At 37.9% G+C, this 19,872-nt stretch carries 14 protein-coding genes; all 14 read right to left on the bottom strand.

Annotated features, from left to right (window positions below; genetic code table 11):
• Positions 1 to 49 precede the first annotated feature (49 nt).
• Entirely contained in the window at positions 50 to 1,057 is a 1,008-nt protein-coding gene (gene pyrD / locus ACSHXM_RS01895; RefSeq protein WP_435687029.1) for a quinone-dependent dihydroorotate dehydrogenase, read from the bottom strand.
• 65 nt (positions 1,058 to 1,122) lie between these two features.
• Positions 1,123 to 5,961 (bottom strand): NAD-glutamate dehydrogenase, encoded by a 4,839-nt coding sequence (locus ACSHXM_RS01890; protein WP_435687028.1) that lies wholly within the window; start codon positions 5,959 to 5,961, stop codon positions 1,123 to 1,125.
• Between the two features lie 372 nt (positions 5,962 to 6,333).
• Positions 6,334 to 6,555, bottom strand: coding sequence for a DUF2835 family protein (locus ACSHXM_RS01885; RefSeq protein WP_435687027.1), 222 nt, complete (start codon positions 6,553 to 6,555; stop codon positions 6,334 to 6,336).
• Positions 6,556 to 6,581: 26 nt separating this feature from the next.
• Complete coding sequence (pepN, locus tag ACSHXM_RS01880; protein ID WP_435687026.1) at positions 6,582 to 9,173, bottom strand: aminopeptidase N; 2,592 nt, start codon at positions 9,171 to 9,173, stop codon at positions 6,582 to 6,584.
• A gap of 62 nt (positions 9,174 to 9,235) precedes the next feature.
• Positions 9,236 to 10,714 carry a Na+/H+ antiporter NhaC gene (gene nhaC, locus ACSHXM_RS01875; protein WP_435687025.1) on the bottom strand — a complete coding sequence of 493 codons (1,479 nt, stop codon included), beginning with the start codon at positions 10,712 to 10,714 and terminating at the stop codon, positions 9,236 to 9,238.
• Positions 10,715 to 10,743: 29 nt separating this feature from the next.
• The gene (locus ACSHXM_RS01870) at positions 10,744 to 12,081 is read right to left on the bottom strand and encodes a sodium-dependent transporter (RefSeq protein WP_435687024.1); all 1,338 of its coding nucleotides are present in this window, start codon (positions 12,079 to 12,081) and stop codon (positions 10,744 to 10,746) included.
• Between the two features lie 70 nt (positions 12,082 to 12,151).
• Complete coding sequence (gene prc, locus ACSHXM_RS01865) at positions 12,152 to 14,197, bottom strand: carboxy terminal-processing peptidase (RefSeq protein ID WP_435687023.1); 2,046 nt, start codon at positions 14,195 to 14,197, stop codon at positions 12,152 to 12,154.
• A gap of 4 nt (positions 14,198 to 14,201) precedes the next feature.
• Positions 14,202 to 14,834: an RNA chaperone ProQ gene (gene proQ / locus ACSHXM_RS01860; protein WP_435687022.1), complete on the bottom strand. Its 633-nt coding sequence runs from the start codon at positions 14,832 to 14,834 to the stop codon at positions 14,202 to 14,204.
• A gap of 22 nt (positions 14,835 to 14,856) precedes the next feature.
• Positions 14,857 to 15,144: a hypothetical protein gene (locus tag ACSHXM_RS01855; RefSeq protein ID WP_435687021.1), complete on the bottom strand. Its 288-nt coding sequence runs from the start codon at positions 15,142 to 15,144 to the stop codon at positions 14,857 to 14,859.
• Complete coding sequence (locus tag ACSHXM_RS01850) at positions 15,145 to 15,624, bottom strand: GAF domain-containing protein (protein ID WP_435687020.1); 480 nt, start codon at positions 15,622 to 15,624, stop codon at positions 15,145 to 15,147.
• Between the two features lie 40 nt (positions 15,625 to 15,664).
• Positions 15,665 to 16,312 (bottom strand): SIMPL domain-containing protein, encoded by a 648-nt coding sequence (locus ACSHXM_RS01845; protein WP_435687019.1) that lies wholly within the window; start codon positions 16,310 to 16,312, stop codon positions 15,665 to 15,667.
• A gap of 119 nt (positions 16,313 to 16,431) precedes the next feature.
• Positions 16,432 to 16,662 (bottom strand): cysteine-rich CWC family protein, encoded by a 231-nt coding sequence (locus ACSHXM_RS01840; RefSeq protein WP_435687074.1) that lies wholly within the window; start codon positions 16,660 to 16,662, stop codon positions 16,432 to 16,434.
• A gap of 2 nt (positions 16,663 to 16,664) precedes the next feature.
• Positions 16,665 to 17,855 (bottom strand): 2-methylaconitate cis-trans isomerase PrpF, encoded by a 1,191-nt coding sequence (gene prpF, locus ACSHXM_RS01835; protein WP_435687018.1) that lies wholly within the window; start codon positions 17,853 to 17,855, stop codon positions 16,665 to 16,667.
• A 13-nt stretch (positions 17,856 to 17,868) separates the two neighbouring features.
• Positions 17,869 to 19,872, bottom strand: a 2,004-nt coding sequence (gene acnA, locus ACSHXM_RS01830; protein WP_435687017.1) for an aconitate hydratase AcnA, incomplete at its 5' end; no start/stop codon positions are given.

Genomic DNA, 19,872 nt, shown 5'->3' with positions numbered 1-19,872 from the left:
TAATGCACATACTTATTTAGTCTAAAATTTCCAGATCAATGCAGGATCATTATATGAAATCCACGATCTCTTTGATCAGTTTTGGCCCTTTATAGATCAACGAAGAATAAACTTGGATCAAACTGGATCCAGCCTCGATCCGCGCTTTAGCACTTGATCCGGAGTGAATACCCCCTACGCCTATAACGGGCATTCTGCCTGCAATGTGATCGCACAGCTTACTAACAACCGCCTGGCTTTTAGCGCACAATACTTCACCACTTAACCCTCCAGCTTGGTCACAAAATTCTTGGCCGGCAACGAGATCTCTATCTAATGTTGTATTCGTCGCAATGACTCCGTCGATCTCGGCTTTGATCAAAGAATTCGACATGTCGACAATTTCTTCGTCGGTAAGATCTGGTGCGATCTTAACTAGAATCGGAACATACTTTTTGTATTGCTTTTCCAGCACTCTTTGTTGTTTTTTAAGACCGATTAGTAAAGTGTCTAAGGCATCACCGTGTTGTAAATTTCGTAAGCCAGGTGTATTAGGAGAAGAAATATTTACCGTGATATAACTCGCATGGTTGTATACTTTATTTAGGCAAATTAGATAATCTTCTAATGCGTTTTCTTCAGGGGTATCTTTGTTTTTACCAATGTTAATTCCAAGCACTCCTGAGTATTTGGACTTCTTTACATTTTCAACTAAGTTATCGACCCCTTTGTTGTTAAAACCCATACGGTTTATTATCGCCTGCCCTGCTGGTAATCTAAACATTCTAGGCTTTTCATTACCCGGTTGAGGTTTAGGCGTGACGGTGCCTATTTCAATAAAACCAAATCCCATTGCTGCAAACGCGTCTATACATTCCCCATTTTTATCTAAACCTGCGGCCAGCCCAACTGGGTTTTTAAACTTAATCCCAAACACCTCTACTGGCTTATCTACTATTTGCTGTTTGTAGATATTATTAAGTAAATTGTGCTGACTACGTCTTAACCAATTAATGCTGAAGTCATGACTCCATTCTGCATCTTGGGTAAATAATAATTTTTGAATTACGGAATACATATTTATTTCTCTTAAACAAAAAAAAGCCCCGGACTTATCCCAGGGCCATTGAATTATGGTTTGTATCAGTTACTTGCATTGATGCTTAATAACATCAGTTCTCGCAAGGCGACTGAAAACTTTGCAAACTCATGGGTGCTACTGGTTTTAAACTCAGACATCATATGATACCAGCGATCGAGTAGTGTTTTATTATTGTCCATCCAATTTTTTATAATAATAGCTGGATCTTTAGCTTTACCAGCTGATGCAAGTAACACTGTTGTGAGGGCTCTTTGTTGCCAATCTAACTCTTCACGATAAGATGCGCGAGCTAAAGCCTGCCAATGGTTACTCACTGCTTGTTTATCTATTTGTTCTAAGAACCAATGTAATTCAAGCTTAGAGCCAAGTGTAAAGTACAAACTTGATACCAAAGAGATTTCTTTTTGTTCAGTTTCCGCTATTTGCGCCAAGTCCATACAAGGGAACATATTTCCTAAAGCCGCAACTTTTAAAGCGATGGCTTTTGGAACCCCTTGTTTTGTTAAATCTTTGCAAGCTTGGTCTAGTTGCTTAAATTCATCTTCCACTAGGTAACGCTTTATATTTGAAAATAGGTCTTGGTAACTTTTGCTAAAACTATCAATAGACTTTTGTAAATCAGTTGTCTTGTCACCATGTCTTAAATACCAACGTGATGCTCTACGTAATGTTCTGCGCATACTATCTAACATATGCAGTTGAACGTCTGATGATACTTTATTATCTAAAGACTCTACCTCAGCCCAAAGCGTGTCCATATCAAAGATACCTTTTACTACAGCATAACTCGCTGCGATCTCGTCTACACTAGCCCCAGTTTCTTCTTTAATCCTAAATACATAATTCATGCCCATATCATTAATGATGTTATTCGTTAATTTTGTGGCAATAATCTCACTACGTAATGGATGATCTTGCATTTGTTTAGCAAATTTATTTTGTAAACGAGCTGGGAAAGCTTCAATTAATAATTTTCCATGGAATTTATTATCGGTAATTTGAGGAATGTTTAGGTCCTCTTTCATTACCATTTTTCCATAAGCAATTAAGACAGAAAGCTCTGGTCTAGTTAACCCTTTGGAGTTAACTAGGCGATCAGATATTTCATCATCATTAGGAATAAATTCTAACTCTCTGTTTAGATACCCCTCTCTTTCTAAGCCATGAATAAACCTTAATTGTTCTTTAAGTTGGCTTACACCACCTAATTCAGAAATTGAAATGGATTCTGTTTGACGATAGCAATCTTGTATTACTAAATCCCCCACTTCATCGGTCATGTCATAGAGTAATTGATTTCTTTGTTTGACCGTTAAGTCCCCAGCATTAACAAGTGAATTAAGTAAAATCTTGATATTAACTTCGTTGTCCGAACAATCCACTCCACCCACATTATCAATGAAATCAGTATTTACTCGGCCACCGTTCGCTGAAAATTCAATTCTTCCAAGCTGCGTAGTACCTAAGTTACCGCCCTCACCGATAATCTTTGCAGTTAACTCATTACCGTTAACTCTTACATCGTCGTTAGCTCTATCACCGACTTCAGCATGGGTCTCTTTGGTACTTTTAACATAGGTTCCAATCCCACCATTCCAAATTAGATCAACTGGCATTTTTAATACATTGTGAATCAATTCGTTTGGAGTCATGCTTGATTGTTTAGTACCTAACCATTTTTTCATTTCGGGGGTTAGCGTAATAGATTTAGCAGAGCGACTAAAAATATCTCCTCCTTTAGAAATAATTGAACGGTCGTAGTCATCCCAACTTAAGGTTGGGTTTTCAAATAATCGACTGCGTTCCTTATGACTTGTTTGTACATTGGGATTAGGATCAAAGAATATATGTAGATGGTTAAACGCACATACCAGTTGTGTATGTTTCGATAACAACATGCCATTACCGAAGACATCACCAGCCATATCACCAACTGCCACACAGGTAAAATCTGTAGTTTGACAATCTTTGCCCATTTCTCTGAAATGACGTTTTACAGATTCCCAGGCACCTCTGGCTGTAATTCCCATTTTTTTGTGGTCATAACCAATACTGCCACCTGACGCGAAAGCATCACCTAACCAAAAATTAAACTCATCGGAAATACCATTCGCAATGTCAGAAAATGTTGCTGTACCTTTGTCTGCAGCGACAACCAGATAGGCGTCATCTTCATCTAAACGTACGACGTCTTTTGGATGAACAACTTTTCCATCGACTATATTGTCTGTGATATCTAATAAACTTCGGATGAAAATTTTGTAACACTCTTGGCCTTCTTTTTGAAATTCTTCTCGGGTTTTAGCTTGGTGAAGATTTTTACAAACAAAGCCACCCTTTGCACCAACAGGCACAATAACCGTATTCTTAACTTGTTGTGCTTTAACTAAACCCAAAACTTCGGTTCTGAAATCTTCTTGTCTATCTGACCAACGTAATCCACCTCTAGCTACCTTACCTCCTCTTAGATGCACACCTTCAATTCTTGGTGAATAAACAAATATTTCAAATTTTGGTCGTGGCAATGGCATTTCTGGAACAAGTTCAGGTAACAACTTATAAGACACATAGGACTTTTCAGCACCGTCTTGGTCATTCTGATAAAAGTTTGTTCTTAACGTGGCTTGAATTAAATCTAAATAACGGCGGATAATTCTATCGTCATCCAGGTTAGATACGTTATCTAGTTGTTGTTTAATATTGCCAAGAATAGACTTTTCAGCCTTAACATTTCTCTTTAACTTAGGATCAAACTTTTGACCAAATAATGAAACTAAATCTGTCGCGATATTTGGGTAGTTGGCGAGTGTATTTGCAATATAGTCTCGGCTAAATGAACTACCAATTTGACGCATGTATTTGGCATAGGAGCGCAGCACGGTAACATTTCGCCCGGTTAACCCAGCACCTAACACCAATCTATTAAAGGGATCATCTTCAAGGGCACCATACCAAACCTTCGAAAACGCATTTTGGAACAGTGATTGCGCCTCCTCCATATCCATATCGTTACTAGTGTTATGAAGCATTGAAAAATCCATAATCCAATTTACTTCATTGTCTGCTGAAGATACCTGATACGGACTTTCATCGATTACCCGCAACCCGAAATTTTCAAGCATGGGTAAAACAGCGGACAAATGTATGGGTTCGTTTTTATGGAATAATTTTAGTTTAACTCGCTTACTGTCAGGGCCTTCCTCTTGAGGACGATAAAACAGCATATTAAGAGAGGTTTCATTACAAAGTACCTCTAACTTGTCAATATCTACTAACGCGGCTGTAGGTAAATTACATTCTTTATAACTACTTGAAAAAGCGTTTACATATCGCTGTTCTAGGCGTTTTCCTTTAGCCTCCCCATGGTTAGCTCTTATGGCTGCTTGTAATTGGTCATCCCAACTTTTGCTTAGTTCAATGATGTTCTTTTCAATTTCCTTCACATTATATTCCGCGTTATTGTTATTCACTCTGGCAATGTAATGCGTTCTCGCATATACAGATTCTGAAAAATAGGTAGTAAACTCGACTTTTTTATCACTAGCAAAAGACTTCTGCAGCAAAGCTTGTGTATCTTTCCTTAACTGCGTGTTGTATCTCTCTCTAGGAACAAATACCAAACAAGATATAAAACGTCCAAACACGTCTTTTCGTACAAACAGTTTTGAGAAGCCTCGCTCTTGCATTTGAAATATACCCAACACGATCTGAGCCAGTTCTTTAACACTGCCTTGCAATAACTCGTCCCTTGGGTAGGTTTCAATAATGTTTAAAAATGTTTTATGGCCGTGTGTGCCTGGTTCAAAACCTGACATCTTGGATATTGCAGTTATTTTTTCTTCTAAAACTGGTAATTGGGTAGCACTACTATTATAAAATGACGCTGAATATAGTCCTATAAAGCGGTCTTCACCTATGACATTACCTTGTTTATCAAATCGCTTAATCCCAACATAGTCAAGGTAGGCTGGTCGGTGAACCCGAGATGGACTGCTCGTTTTAGTCAGCATTAAAGGATTAACACTTAATGCCTCTTCGCGAGCAGAAGTAGGAATGTTTGATAGAACTCTTTCTCGATCGGTAATAGAGTTTTTCATTAAACCCAAACTAGAATTATTATCCGCCACCCACCGGTAATCGCCTTCAATACCTTTAGCTTGGTAACTTCTGTATCCCATCAAAGTGAAATTGTGATTATTAAGCCAATTTAGAAACTTTTCAGTTTGTTGTTTCTCTTGCTGTGTTGCAGGGCAAGGATTACTTTTAAACTGGTCAATACTTTTATCAAGTTTGTCACTCATGGATTTCCAGTCATCTACGACTAACGAGACATCGTTTACAACTGACATTAACTCAGAACTGAGTCTATCTAACTGTTTTTTAGAGGTTTGACGATCCACTTCAATCATAAATACAGTTTGGCGTTCAAGTTCCTTTTTCTTGCTTGTAGCAAGCTCAAAGTCTCTAAACTTACGATTTTTATCACGGGTTAAACTAATTGGACAATGTATTAATAAATGAGCCGTAATACCTAGGCGGTTTAGAGCCATACGCACTGAATCAACTAAAAATGGCATATCTGTGACGATTATTTCAATTATGGTATGTGTTGACTGCCATCCATGTTTGCTTATATCTGGATTAAATGCCCGGATAAAAGCCTCTTTACTAGAGTATTCTACAAACTCGTTCCACAAACTTAACGTTGTGCCATATAAATCACTAGCATTTCGATTATCTAAGTCATCATTGGAAATATTTCTAAATAATATTTTGGAAAAATTAGTTACTCGTTCAACCTGAGAGGCTTCAACTTTTTTACTAATCAATTTATAAACATTTTCAAGTAAAACTGAATGTTGGTTATCTGCAACCGTCATGTGTCACCCATTCTTGATTAACGCATTAATAGTAGAATTTGAAAGTCCATTTACACTTTAGTGTTTTAGAAACGATCATAATTAGGTTAGTCAATATACTGAGATATATACAGTTTTTAACTATTGAAAGTTATTCTCGCTAAAAATGACACATATTAATAGAGCTTATTAACATATTTTTTACAAAATACATACTTATGCAATAAGGTAAGATTAAGACCCATGAATGGACTGTTTATTGACATGTTTTTAAATAAATATGCGAAACATTATTTTTTAACGATGGGCTGACTGTGATGGGCCAATGACTAAACATTAAGCACTTAGGAATATTTGTATTTTTTTGTCTGTAATTTAGGTGAGCGAGCAGTGTTAAGTAATTTTCTCGAAACTTTTAATTTTATTTGAATCATCAATTATTAACCGGAAGCGTCCTTGAATTCCGATTGGGCTAACATGAGGCCTTAGATTCGTAACGGGAAGTTGAATGCGTTTTCCATCGTCAGAGGTTATTACTACTGTATTAATACCTGGTTGGTAAAATTGTTCACAGAAATCATACTTCACCGACAGTGTAAAAAAATAAGACTGCATATTAATTGTCGATCTAGCCTACCTAATTAAGGCAAACTTTTCGTAATTTTCTCATACAAGTCTTTACTCAGCCCTTTTGTATTACCGATACGCATGAGTTGGTGTTGCATGAGTTTTTGTCGTGTTGCATCAACCTTTTGCCATTGAATTAACGGCGTAATGATCCGCGAGGCCACTTGTGGGTTAATGTCATTAAGTTGAATAAGGTAATCGGCTACAAACTTATAACCACTGCCGTCTAAGTTGTGGAATCCCGACACATTATAAAATGCAAAACTACCAATTAACGCTCTTACTCTATTAGGATTATTGATTGTGTATTGGTCATGACCTTTTAACATTTCTAGAATAGCTAAAATATCTGGCCTATCAGTGTTGGCCTGCAGGGCAAACCACTTGTCTAAAACAAGTGAATCTGAATGCCATTTTTGTTCGAATTTAGTCATTAACTCATCAAACAAAGACAACTTACCATGCTGTGCGGCATTAAGTGCACCAAGTGTATCCGTCATATTATCAGCCGTTAAAAATTGCTGCGTGAGTAAATGTTGTGACTCTGGGTGATTAGCAGCTGATATATATTTTAACGCTAGGTTACGTAATTTTCTTTTCTCAACTTGTTCAATATTATATTCATATTCTGCTATCTGGATATTTTTGAACACGTCTAGCCATTCTAATTGATACCTGTGTGCAAAATTGGTTAATAGCTTGACTCGATTTTGGCGAAGTTCTTCGACGTCGACCATGTCAACTTGTTGAAACAAGCTTTCAAAACTAGGAATTGTCAATAATTCAGCTTTTAAAGCCAACCCCATAGATTTATCGTTTATTACATTTTCAAATACGGCAAGGGTATTGTTTATTAACTTAAGCTGCTCTTCTTTGTTTAAACTCCCAAGACCGTGTATACATTGGCTAAAAAGTCTTTGACTCGCATCCCAACGGGTAAATTCATCTGGTGACCCTAGCATTAAACGCACTAAATCTTGGGTACCATAATCATAAATTAGTTTCACAGGCGCGCAAAAATCATGTAATAAGGAAGGCACAGGCTTGTCATTCAAGCCGCTAAATTCTAATGTTTGACTCTCTTGATGTAGCTTAATGACTTTCTCTTCAACCTTGTTATTACCATCGCTCAATAACAAACTAAACTTCATCGGTATCACTAAACTTTGTTTGTCTTTTTGGTCAAACGTAGGTTTAGTGACTTGAGTAAACGTAATGTCATAGGTACCCGAAGTTTTATCAAATTTGTCTGTCACACTAAGTATTGGGGTGCCTGATTGACTGTACCAAAGTCTAAATTGAGTTAAGTCCTTATTATTTGCATCTTGCATACATTGTACAAAATCATCACAGGTTACAGCTTGACCATCAAAGCGCTCAAAGTACAAATCCATTCCCGCTCTAAAACCTTCTTTACCGAGCATGGTATTTAACATGCGGATTACTTCAGCTCCCTTATCATAAACTGTGACTGTATAAAAATTGTTCATCTCTATAACTTCATCAGGTCTTATGGGGTGCGACATAGCACTGGCATCTTCTGCAAACTGATGTTCTCGCATGATCCTGACATTTTTAATTCGATTCACTATAGGTGAAGACATGTCATTACTAAATTGCTGATCTCTAAATACGGTTAACCCTTCTTTTAAACTCAACTGAAACCAATCTCTGCAGGTAATACGATTACCGGTCCAATTGTGGAAATATTCGTGTCCTATCACGGCTTCAATATTAAAAAAGTCTTCGTCAGTAGCCGTTTGATTATTAGCCAAAACGAACTTACTGTTAAATACGTTTAGTCCTTTATTCTCCATAGCTCCCATGTTGAAGAAATCCACTGCGACTATCATATATATGTCTAGGTCATACTCTAGGCCAAATTCGGTCTCATCCCAGGCCATAGATTTCTTAAGGGATGATAAAGCATGATCCCCCCGCTCAGCCTTACCTTTATCAACAAATAACTCTAGTTTAACTTGTCGATTAGATTGAGTGGTAAAGGTGTCCTCTAATAGGTCAAAGTCTCCTGCAACTAAGGCGAAAAGGTAACAAGGTTTTTTGAATGGGTCTGACCATTTAACCCAATGTCTATTATTATTTAACTCACCTGAATCAACCTTGTTTCCATTTGACAAAAGGTATGGATAAGCTCCTTTGTCTGCAACGATAGTCACGTTATAGATGGCCAAAACATCTGGTCTATCTAAAAAGTAAGTTATCTTTCTGAAACCTTCCGCTTCACATTGGGTGCAAAACGCGCCACTTGATTGATAAAGACCTTCAAGGCTAGAGTTTCCCTTTGGGTCAATTTTATTTTTTATAGTTAACTCAAACTGGTTTTCTAGTGTGTTAATAGTTAAAGAATTTTCGTCCTGGCTATAATCTGTCCATGCTTGGTTATTTAGGTCAACAGCCAATAGCTCCAATTGTTCTCCATCAAGTACCAGTGGTCTTTGATGTTTTCCATTACGCGTAACCGCTGTCTTACAAGTCACTAAGGTTTCATGGGCATCTAGACTAAAATGCAAATCAACGGTTTCTATTAAAAAGTCGGGGGCTTTGTAGTCTTCTCTGCGTTTGACCGTTGGATTATCTATTTGCATATTTTTCTCAAAATGAATATCTAAGTACTTAGTAACTGAATTATTAAACTAAAGGGGTATTGCTACACATTAGTTTTTTCGCTTGAAAGGTGCTCTGGCACCGGAATACGTAAAATTTTAATGCCTAAATAAGCATATATTATCGCTAAGATTGGATTAATTAGATTGAAAAAAGCATAGAAAATATAATCAAATGGGTTTACCGCTAACACGCCATGCATATATACCCCACAGGTGTTCCAAGGTATTAGAGGAGAAGTTAAGGTTCCTCCATCTTCTAAACTACGTGATAAATTAAGTTGATCTAGCCCTCGTTTTTCAAACTCTTCTTTATACATACGACCTGGCATAACAATCGATATGTATTGGTCTGCAGTAATAATATTGGTACCAAGACATGTGAAAATTGTTCTGGTAACCATATCGCCAGCTGAATGAGCGCCTTTTAAAAATGCCTTAACTGCGCGTTTAAGTAAGCCAACTTTTTCTAAAACAGCCCCAAATGTCATGGCGCACATAATTAACCAAATTGTATTTAGCATGCTCGACATACCGCCACGACTTAATAAATCATTTAACGTATCGCTAGGTGTTGAAAATGAAACTCCATCAAACAACGCCGACCAAATGACAATAATAGTGCCTTGAATTGATGCAATACTTTCATCTGCGAAGTCTGCAATTAATTCGGGTTGAAATATGGCGGCCCAAACGCCACCTAAAAGAGCACCAATAGAAACAGATGGGAAAGCTGGCACTTTTTTAACAGCAAGAGTTAACAAAACAAACAAGGGGATTAACATATGAATGCCGAGATTGAACTCTTGCTGTAACAAGGTTTGCATTTCAGCTATTTTACTAGCTGAGTCAGAATGTTCAGCCCCAAAACCAATAAACACAAACAATGTAAGTGTAATTACAATACTGGGAACTGTAGTCCACAACATATATTGGATATGTTCAAAAAGATTGGTGCCAGCTATCGCGGGGGCTAGGTTTGTCGTTTCTGATAAAGGAGATATTTTATCGCCAAAGTAGGCGCCAGATACAACAGCTCCGGCTGTAATTGCTTCTGACATTCCCATTCCAATTGAAACCCCCATTAGTGCAACACCAACGGTAGCGGCTGTAGTCCAAGAACTTCCAATGCTCATAGCAACGACGGCACAAATCAAACAAGTAGCCGCATAAAACATGGATGGATTTAAAAGATCTAAACCATAATAAATGAGGGTGGGTACAGTCCCCGCTAACATCCAAGTTCCAATTAATGAGCCTACGGCAAGCAAAATCAACATAGCACCTAAAGATCGTGAAATACCTTTAATGATGCCCTGTTCGATGACTTCCCAACTGTAACCATTCTTCATACCAATAATGGCTGCAATGCCCATTGAAACTAACAATGCAATTTGATTTGGTCCAAATGAAGAGTTGTCTCCAAACAGGTATACAGAAGATCCCAATAAAATAATTAAAATTACAATCGGAATAATGGCATCCAATAAAGAAGCTTCTTTATATTGTTTTTCTGTCGACATATTGTTTTCCTGCTTAGCTTATTATTTGATTAACTAGCTATTTTAAAATAAAACATAACCGCAATGACTACCGGACAAACAAACTTCACATACCATGGCCAAACCTTCCAAAATATCCCTTGCTCGGCATTTTCATTACCTTGAAGTAACTCTTTTAAAATTTCGTTTCGTTTCCAAACCCAACCTGCAAATATACATAAAACCAAACCTAATAACGGTTGACTGTACTTAGTCGTTAAATCAATAACCAAACCAAATAACTGTTCAAAATTTAAAGCGATTGTTGAGCTTATTAAAAATACAATAACTGTCAGAATCCAAACAGCTGGCTTACGCTCAATCTCATGGCTTTCAACAACATAAGCTACGGGTACTTCTAACATAGATATCGATGAAGTTAAGGCCGCGATTAACATTAGAGCAAAAAATACAAATGCTATATAAACACCAATACTACCCATGGATTCAAACAAAGAAGGCAATACAGCAAATATTAAGTTAGGCCCTTCTATTAAATCACCAGACTCAGTAAAAATCTCAATGCCGTTGTGTAAGGCTACATACATAGCTGGAATAATTAACATTCCGGCTAATACAGCAACACCGATATCCACTAAGGCAACAGACGCGCCCAATGTGGGGAGGTTTTCTTTTTGGCTCACATAAGATCCATAAACTAACATAGTCCCTACGCCCAAAGACATAGAGAAAAATGCTTGCCCCATAGCGTCAACTAAAAGTTCTGGATCCATGAGTAAACTGAAATTAGGCAACACATAAGCACTCCAACCATCAGAAGCGCCATCGAGCATAGATACGTAAGCAATAAGAAGGCCGATGATAATAAATAATGCTGGCATTAATCGAACAGACCATTTTTCGATGCCTTTGCTCACACCACCTGTAACAATTAAGGCGGTTAAAGTAAGGAAAATAGCTGAAAATACAACATCACGAGTCACTGAAGACGTTACTAGCCAGGTGGACCAAGATTCTTGTCTAAGCATATCTGTAATGGTTTGTACAAAGTGGGACAACATCCAGCCCGCTACCAAGGCATAAAACGACAAAATAAGAGATACAGTCACAAATCCCCAAATACCAGTGGCTTTGCCTGTGAAATTGCCAGAAATTTTACCTAGAGCGGAAACCATGTTTGAACGTGTTGCACGACCAATTATTAATTCAGCCATTAATACGGGGTAAGCCAATAAAAAGGCCAATACAATGTAGGCTAAGACAAACGCCGCGCCACCATTACTTGCGACTTGGGTAGGAAACCCCCAAATATTGCCTAACCCTACCGCAGACCCTGCAGCAGCTAATACAAACCCTAATCGAGACGAAAATTCACCGCGAGCATTCATAAGCAGCCCTTTTATTATTTTTATAGGAGCAGCAGTGCCTGTTTAATTGGCACTGCCTGTATTAATGATATTAACGTTTTTGTTCGTTATTTATTGCGTATTTACCAGCAGCTAACACATCATAGGTAATATTGGCCGCTTCATCTAAAAATGGGTCTAACTCTTCTAGTTCTTCCGGTAGATCATCCTCTAAACTTTCTACTTTAGGAAGCCCAAGTCGCCCCAATCTTTCGTTTACTCGGGTTAGTGAGCGCAATTCATTTTCTTTCTTTTCTTTTAATCTTTCAGATTCAACTAAAGAAATAGTTTTGTCTTCTTTCTTAACGTTAAAACGCTCTATATCTTCATAAATGTAATTAAACTCATTTTTAATTCTGCTTTGATGTTTGTCGGTCAGACTTTTAATCACATCATTATTTTCACCAAAGGTTGTATAATTCGCACGAACAATACTATCCCAAGGTAGGGCATTTTCTTCTTGGCTTTCGCCCCACTCTTTGGGGTCGATAACAGATGGGAACAAAATGTCAGGAATAACTCCTTTATGTTGTGTACTTCCACCGTTAATACGATAAAACTTAGCAATGGTAAATTGTACGCTTCCTAACGGGTTTTCATACAAGTCGTAGATTCTGCCTAAAGGTCTATGTTGTTGTACTGTTCCTTTACCAAAGGTTTGTTCCCCAATAACCACACCTCGCTTATAGTCCTGCATCGCCGCTGCAAAAATTTCTGAAGCTGACGCACTGTATCGGTCGACCAATACCGTTAAAGAACCATCGTAGTATACTTTTCCATCGACGTCTTTTTCTAAACGTATACGGCCTGCCCCATCTCGAATTTGTACTACAGGTCCTTTATCAATAAACAAGCCTGACAATAAGGTCGCTTCAGTCAATGACCCTCCGCCATTACCTCTAAGATCGATAATTAAACCTTGTACATTTTGTTCATTAAGAGTGGCAATTTCTTTTTTGACGTCTTGATGTAGATTATTATAAAAAGAAGGAATGGAAATAACTCCCAATTTACGATCTTTGTTGGGTCCATCTTTCGGTACATAAACTTCGGATTTTGCTGCTCTATCTTCTAACTTAATCTTATCTCTGGTTAAGGTAACCACTTCTGGAACCGTTGATTCCGAAGAACCTTTAACCATTTGTAGCTTAACCACACTTCCTTTTGGCCCTTTAATCAGTTCAACGACTTCATCCAAACGCCAACCTATAACGTCAACAAATTCGTCATCATCTTGAGCTACACCAACGATCTTATCTTCTGGTTTGATTTTACCAGATGATTCTGCAGGACCGCCAGGAACGACACTACGTATTACCGTATAGTCATCTTCGCTTAATAAAACAGCACCGATCCCTTCAAATGAAAGATTCATCTCCATTTTAAAACGTTCTGCATTTCTTGGTGACAAATAACTAGTATGTGCTTCTATACTGCGTGCAAAAGAATGCATGACGGTTTGAAAGACGTCTTCACTGGTTGTTTGAGTTAACCTTTTGATGGCGCGATTATAACGTTTGGTTAATAACTCTTGCGTTTTTTCCCAGTCTTTACCCGCTAACTTTAAATTTAAAGCATCATATTTAACTCTTTGACGCCACAATTCATCTAATTCAGCAGTATTTTTGGCCCAATCGGCCTCTTCTCTATCATAGATAAACTTGTCGTTAGCTTGTTCAAAATCAAAGGACTTATCTAATAAACTAAGAGCATATTCATAACGTTCGGCACGTTTTTGCATATTAACTTGGTAAATTTCATAGGCAATTGACAAGTCTCCGCGTTCTATAGCGTCATCAAATTTGTCTTTAAACTTAGAGAAACTTGAAATGTCTTTAGCGGTAAAGACATTTCTATTAAAATCTAATGAGCGTATAAAACGTTCAAAGATTTTGTGAGACAATTCATCATTAAGATCAACTTGTTTATAGTGTGCTCGTAAAAATTGCGAAGAAATCCTTTTCGCAGAAGCTATATGTTGTGACTCTTGTTTGAGTACAGGCAATTCTTTACTACTAGTACTGCTTTCAATGGCTACTAAATTTGGGCTAGTTACCATTAATGCTGCTAACACTGATACACGCATTGATCTAATCATTTAATTACCTCTTTGTACGAGCCAACCTTAAGTTGTCTAATTGAACCTTAACTACCATGCCGCTATCTAGTTGGACTTGAATACCATCTTTTGCAACATCAGTAATTGTCGCTGGCATTGGAGTTTTGCCAACTTTAACCGTGACGGCGGTTCCTACTTTTACTTGTTCATCGTTCAACTTCTCAGCTGGAGGAAGTTTAGCTTTAGGCTGCTCTTTTTTATCAACTTTCTTAGTTGTTTTAAATTTGGGAATATCTTTCTTAGCTTTTTTATTTGCTTGTTGTTTTTGCTCTTTGCGCTTTTCAGCTACTTTCGCTTTGCTTTCGTCTAGCTGCTTTTTGGCATGTTCAACATGTTCATCTTCAATCACGGCTATATTTTTGCCATCAAGATCAACTCGTTCAGCACCTTTTTTAATGCTATGCAGATAACGCCAACTATTAGTGTAATGACGCAGCGAAGAACGTAATAACGTTTTGCTAACTCGCTCTTCGTTTTCTAGGCGAACGGCTAAATCTTGGAAAATACCAATTTTTAGTGGTTTTGCATCACCTTTGCTGCTGAAACAAGCGGGAAAGGTCTCGACTAAGAAGTTAATTACTTCTTTACTGTTTGAAAATTTTTGTGGATTGTCCATTAAGTCTTCTAGTTTTGTTTGTTTAAAGAGGTTCTTGTTGCTCATCATCCCAAGTTGCTAGAAGTTGGTCAACCCAGTCATACAAATCATCTTCATCTATATCGAGTAAATGGCTATCTTCTCGCCAATTTTCCCAAATAAACTGGATCATATTCTCTAAACTCGTTGAATTTATATCTTCATCAGCTTGATCGTAAAGCAGGTGTAACAAAATATTGAGTCGATCTGTTGCTTCTTCAGCCCTATCTTCCCAAAATTCCATATCTTCAATTGTGGCTAAAGCCACTTGAATATCAACCATATTTTTCATTTAAGAATTTTCTCCAGATTCAAATGATTTTTGAAATATGTCGACTATTTTAGATAACCCTTGTTGATCATCAGAATCGAAACGAGCAATTTTAGGACTATCGATATCCAAAACTGCAAATAGTTTTCCATTTATCAATATCGGTAAGACTATTTCTGAGTTGGACTTGGCATCACAGGCTATGTGCCCAGAAAACTGGTGAACATCTTCGACTAGCTGTATTTTTTGCTCTGCAGCCGCTGTGCCACAAACGCCTTTGCCCATTGGAATACGAATACAGGCTGGTTGTCCATGGAATGGCCCAAGTACCAATTCGTTTCCTTTAGCCAAATAAAATCCAGCCCAGTTAACGTCTTTTAGATGCCAATAAAGTAATGCACTTATATTTGCCATATTGGCAATGTAATCTGTCTCTCCACAAATCAACGATTCAATTTGTTGAGTCAACTCGTTGTAATGTGTAATTTTATTCTGCGACATTAAATCGTAGATCCCTAATTTATGATAAATATTGTAATTTTTAATCAACTAGCCTAAACACAACAGACACTTTTGCTTGTGTTTGCATCTCACCAGGTTGATAACTCGATGATTTAGCTGAATTCATTCTCAGGCTTTCCATTTGTACTGGCATAACTTGATGACTCGATTGTTCTGATATGGTCATGACTTGGTCTAAGTTCAAGCCTAATGTTAGTGCCATTTTTGAAGCCTTAGTTTTGGCATTTAACAAAGCTAGCTCTAACGCCTTTTCGTATAATGCATTACCTTGGCTATTAGAAGCACTAAACCCGTCAATTCGCGTAATACCAATATTAAGTAAGGTATCTATAGATTTTCCATATATATCCAAGTTATCTAAAGTAACTGTTATTTTTCGAGTTAGTACCACTCCTTTATGTTCGTTGCCTTCTCTTTTGTATTCTACCCAAGGGGTAAATCTAACGTGTAATGCTTGAATAGACTTTTTCTCTATTCCTAAATTTAGCAATTTTTCTACAATGTTTAGTGTTTTGCGCTCTATAGTTTTGTTTAATTCACCTGCTAGTTTACCTTTTTCTTCTAGCTGAACGGTAAAATTAAATGTGTCAGGGGTACTGGCAACACTTCCTATCCCTGTAACTGAAATTTGTCTAACGTCACTGCTAGCAAAGCTAGTATTAGTCATTAACAAGGCTACTAAACATATAGAATAGAATTTAGTCATAAAAAGTTCTCATCCAAATTATAAAACACTAATAGTAAACCTGTTTACTGAATATTCCCTTAACAAGATGTAAACGACTGTTACTGAGGCGAATAAGTGCTTTTAAATAAGGAAGGAGATTCACGAAAATTATCCACACATTTACTACAAATACAGCTTTTGTTTATTACACTGTTAGGTAAAAGTTCGATTAATTCTTGTGGCACCTTAGTATTAAAACACCAGCAAGCTCTGTTCTCATTATTCGAACAGTAATTGGCCTGGTGACAAAAAGGACAAGTGAGTGGATTGGTTTCTACAACTAGCTTCACAGTCAAACTTTATCCACCAATTGATATGAACTAGGTATACGTACCTGCCCTTCCATCAGTATTCGAGCACTTCTACTCATCACTACTTTGTTAACTGTCCAGTTTTCTTTTACTAACGATGTATTCGCCGCGACTTTCAACGTACCTGAAGGATGACCAAAGGTTACGTTAGAGTTTTCCCCTTTAGACATTAAATTGACTAAGGTTCCAGGTACAGAATTAGCAGCTGCAACAGCGACTGCTGCTGTCCCCATCATGGCGTGATGCAGCTTTCCCATGGACAAGGCTCTAACCGATAAATCAATGTGTTCTTTTAAAATCTTTTTACCACTTGAAGCGTCATAAGTTTGCGGTTCTGCAATCATAGCTATTTTGGGAGTATGTTGTTGAGTAGCGGCTTCTCGTAAATTTTTGATTAGCCCCATTTTTAGTGCACCATAGGCTCGAATTGTTTCAAATTGTTCAAGGGCCTGTGATGAATTGTTGATATCGTCCTGTAACTCTGTGCCTAAATAACCTAGGTCACTGGCTTTAATAAAAATGGTCGGAATACCCGCATTAATCATAGTCACATCAAAACTGCCAAGTTCGGGCACTTCTAATCGCTCTAATTTATTGCCCGTTGGAAACAGTGCGTCATTTACATCCACTGGCTGGATAAATTCAATGTTAATTTTAGCACTAGGAAAGGTTACGCCGTCCAATTCAAAGTCACCACATTCAACTAGACGCCCATTACAGACTGGCACATTGGCAATAATAGTTTTTTGGATATTAACTTGCCAAATTCTTACTTTGACTATTCGAGTTGTGGTATCTAAATCTTGATCAATTAGGCCATGATTGATGGCAAAGGCACCTACTGCGGCTGTTAAATTACCACAGTTACCACTCCAATCCACGAGAGGCTTGCCTATAGAAACTTGACCAAATAAATAGTCTACATCATGGCCTTCTCTTTTGCTTTTGGAAACAATTGCCACTTTGCTGGTACTTGAGGTTGCTCCTCCCATACCATCAACTTGTTTTCCATAGGGATCAGGGCTGCCTAACACTCGTAATACAATATTGTTTCTTTCTTCGCCCGCAGTTTGAGCTTCAACGGGAAGATCACATTTATTAAAAAATACACCTTTACTGGTGCCACCACGCATATATGTCGCGTTAATTTTTTGTTGTTGATAATTATTCATATTCATTTGAGCTTTAATGAGGGTTTGAAGCTAAAAAGTCTTTGGCAAACCCTTGCAATACGCCGCCAGCCTTATAGACCTTCACCTCATCATCAGTGTCTAGTCTACAGGTCATATGCACTTCAACTGACTCTCCATTTTCTCTAACAAAATTCAACAACATCGTTTCGCCGGCTAAACAATTGCCAGACACATTAAAAGTTTCAGATCCGGTTAATCCTAAGGTTTTTCTACTGATACCAGGTGGGAACGCTAAAGGTAATATTCCCATACCAACTAAGTTGGTTCTATGGATACGTTCAAAACTCTCAGCAACTATAACTTCCACTCCCGCTAGTCGGACTCCCTTAGCTGCCCAATCTCTAGATGAGCCTTGACCATAGTCAGCCCCTGCAATAATGATTAAAGGTTGTTTACGTTGCATATAAGTTTCGATTGTCTCCCACATCCTCATAATCTTTGATTCAGGCTCCAGTCTTGCGAAAGAACCTTGTTTTACCAAGCCGTTTTCTACCACCATTTCATTGATTAATTTAGGATTGGCGAATGTTGCTCTTTGCGCCGTATGATGATCACCTCTGTGGGTGGCATAAGAATTAAAATCTTCTTCTTTTAGACCCATTTTGTGCAAATATTCACCTGCAGCACTATCTAACATAATTGCATTAGAAGGAGATAAATGATCCGTCGTTATGTTATCTCCCAATATTGCTAAGGCGCGCATATTTTGCATGTTACGTTTTTGTGCTAACGCCCCTTGCCAATAAGGAGGTTTTCTTATGTAAGTACTCGATGGACGCCAGTTATATAATGGGCTTTCTGCAGGCTCAAAAGAAGCGATATCAAACATAGGTGTATATACCTTTTGAAAATGCTTGGGTTTAACACAAGTGTTAACAAGCTCGTCTATTTCACTATCACTAGGCCAAATGTCTTTTAGAGTAATGTTTTCACCTTTAGGTCCTGTTCCTAAAATATGGTTTTCAATGTCAAACCGAACAGTTCCTGCAATTGCATAGGCAATTACTAACGGGGGCGAGGCTAAAAAAGCTTGTTTAACGTAAGGATGAATACGTCCATCAAAATTCCTATTGCCTGATAACACCGCACTTGTATTCACATTTTGTTGAATAACTTTCTGCTGAATTTCTGGGTCTAAGGCACCACTCATACCATTACAAGTGGTGCAGGCAAAACCCACTATACCAAAGCCCAACGTTTCCATTTCTGTAAGAAGGCCGGCTTGTTGCAAATACAACTCTGCTACCTTTGAACCTGGAGCAAAAGAAGACTTAACCCATGCTTTTTTTGTTAAACCCAACTTGTTTGCATTTCGCGCTAATAAACCAGCGGCAATAACGTTTCTAGGATTACTCGTATTTGTGCAACTTGTGATCGCGGCTATGATAACCGCACCATCAGGTAATTTATTTCCTTTTTCAACGTCATTTATTTTTTGACTAATTGGCGCAAGCCCTTTATTAACCAAATCTTTTGTCGCTATTCTACTATGAGGGGTTGATGGACCCGCTACATTTCGGCTTACTGAAGATAAATCAAACTCTAAAACTCGGTGGTATTCAACACCAGCCAACTGTTCTGCCCACAATCCGGTTTGTTTCGCATAGGTTTCAACTAACTTAATTTGCGCCGGCTCTCTACCCGTCATTTTAAGATAATCTAGGGTCTGTTCATCAATATAAAACATACTTGCCGTGGCGCCGTATTCTGGCGTCATATTAGAAATTGTTGCTCTATCACCTATACTTAAATTCTTTACACCTTCACCAAAAAACTCTAAGTAGGCAGACACAACTTTTGATTCTCGCAAATATTCGGTAATGGCTAAAACGATGTCAGTGGCTGTAATCCCTTCTTTTCGCTGACCAACAATTTTTACACCTACGATATTCGGCATGCGCATCATTGATGGTCGGCCTAACATCACAGTTTCAGCTTCCAGGCCGCCTACCCCAATAGCAATTACACCTAGTGAATTGATATGAGGAGTATGACT

This window comes from Paraglaciecola sp. (assembly GCF_051252315.1).
Taxonomy (GTDB): domain Bacteria; phylum Pseudomonadota; class Gammaproteobacteria; order Enterobacterales; family Alteromonadaceae; genus Paraglaciecola.
This window is presented reverse-complemented; position numbering and strand designations above follow the sequence as displayed.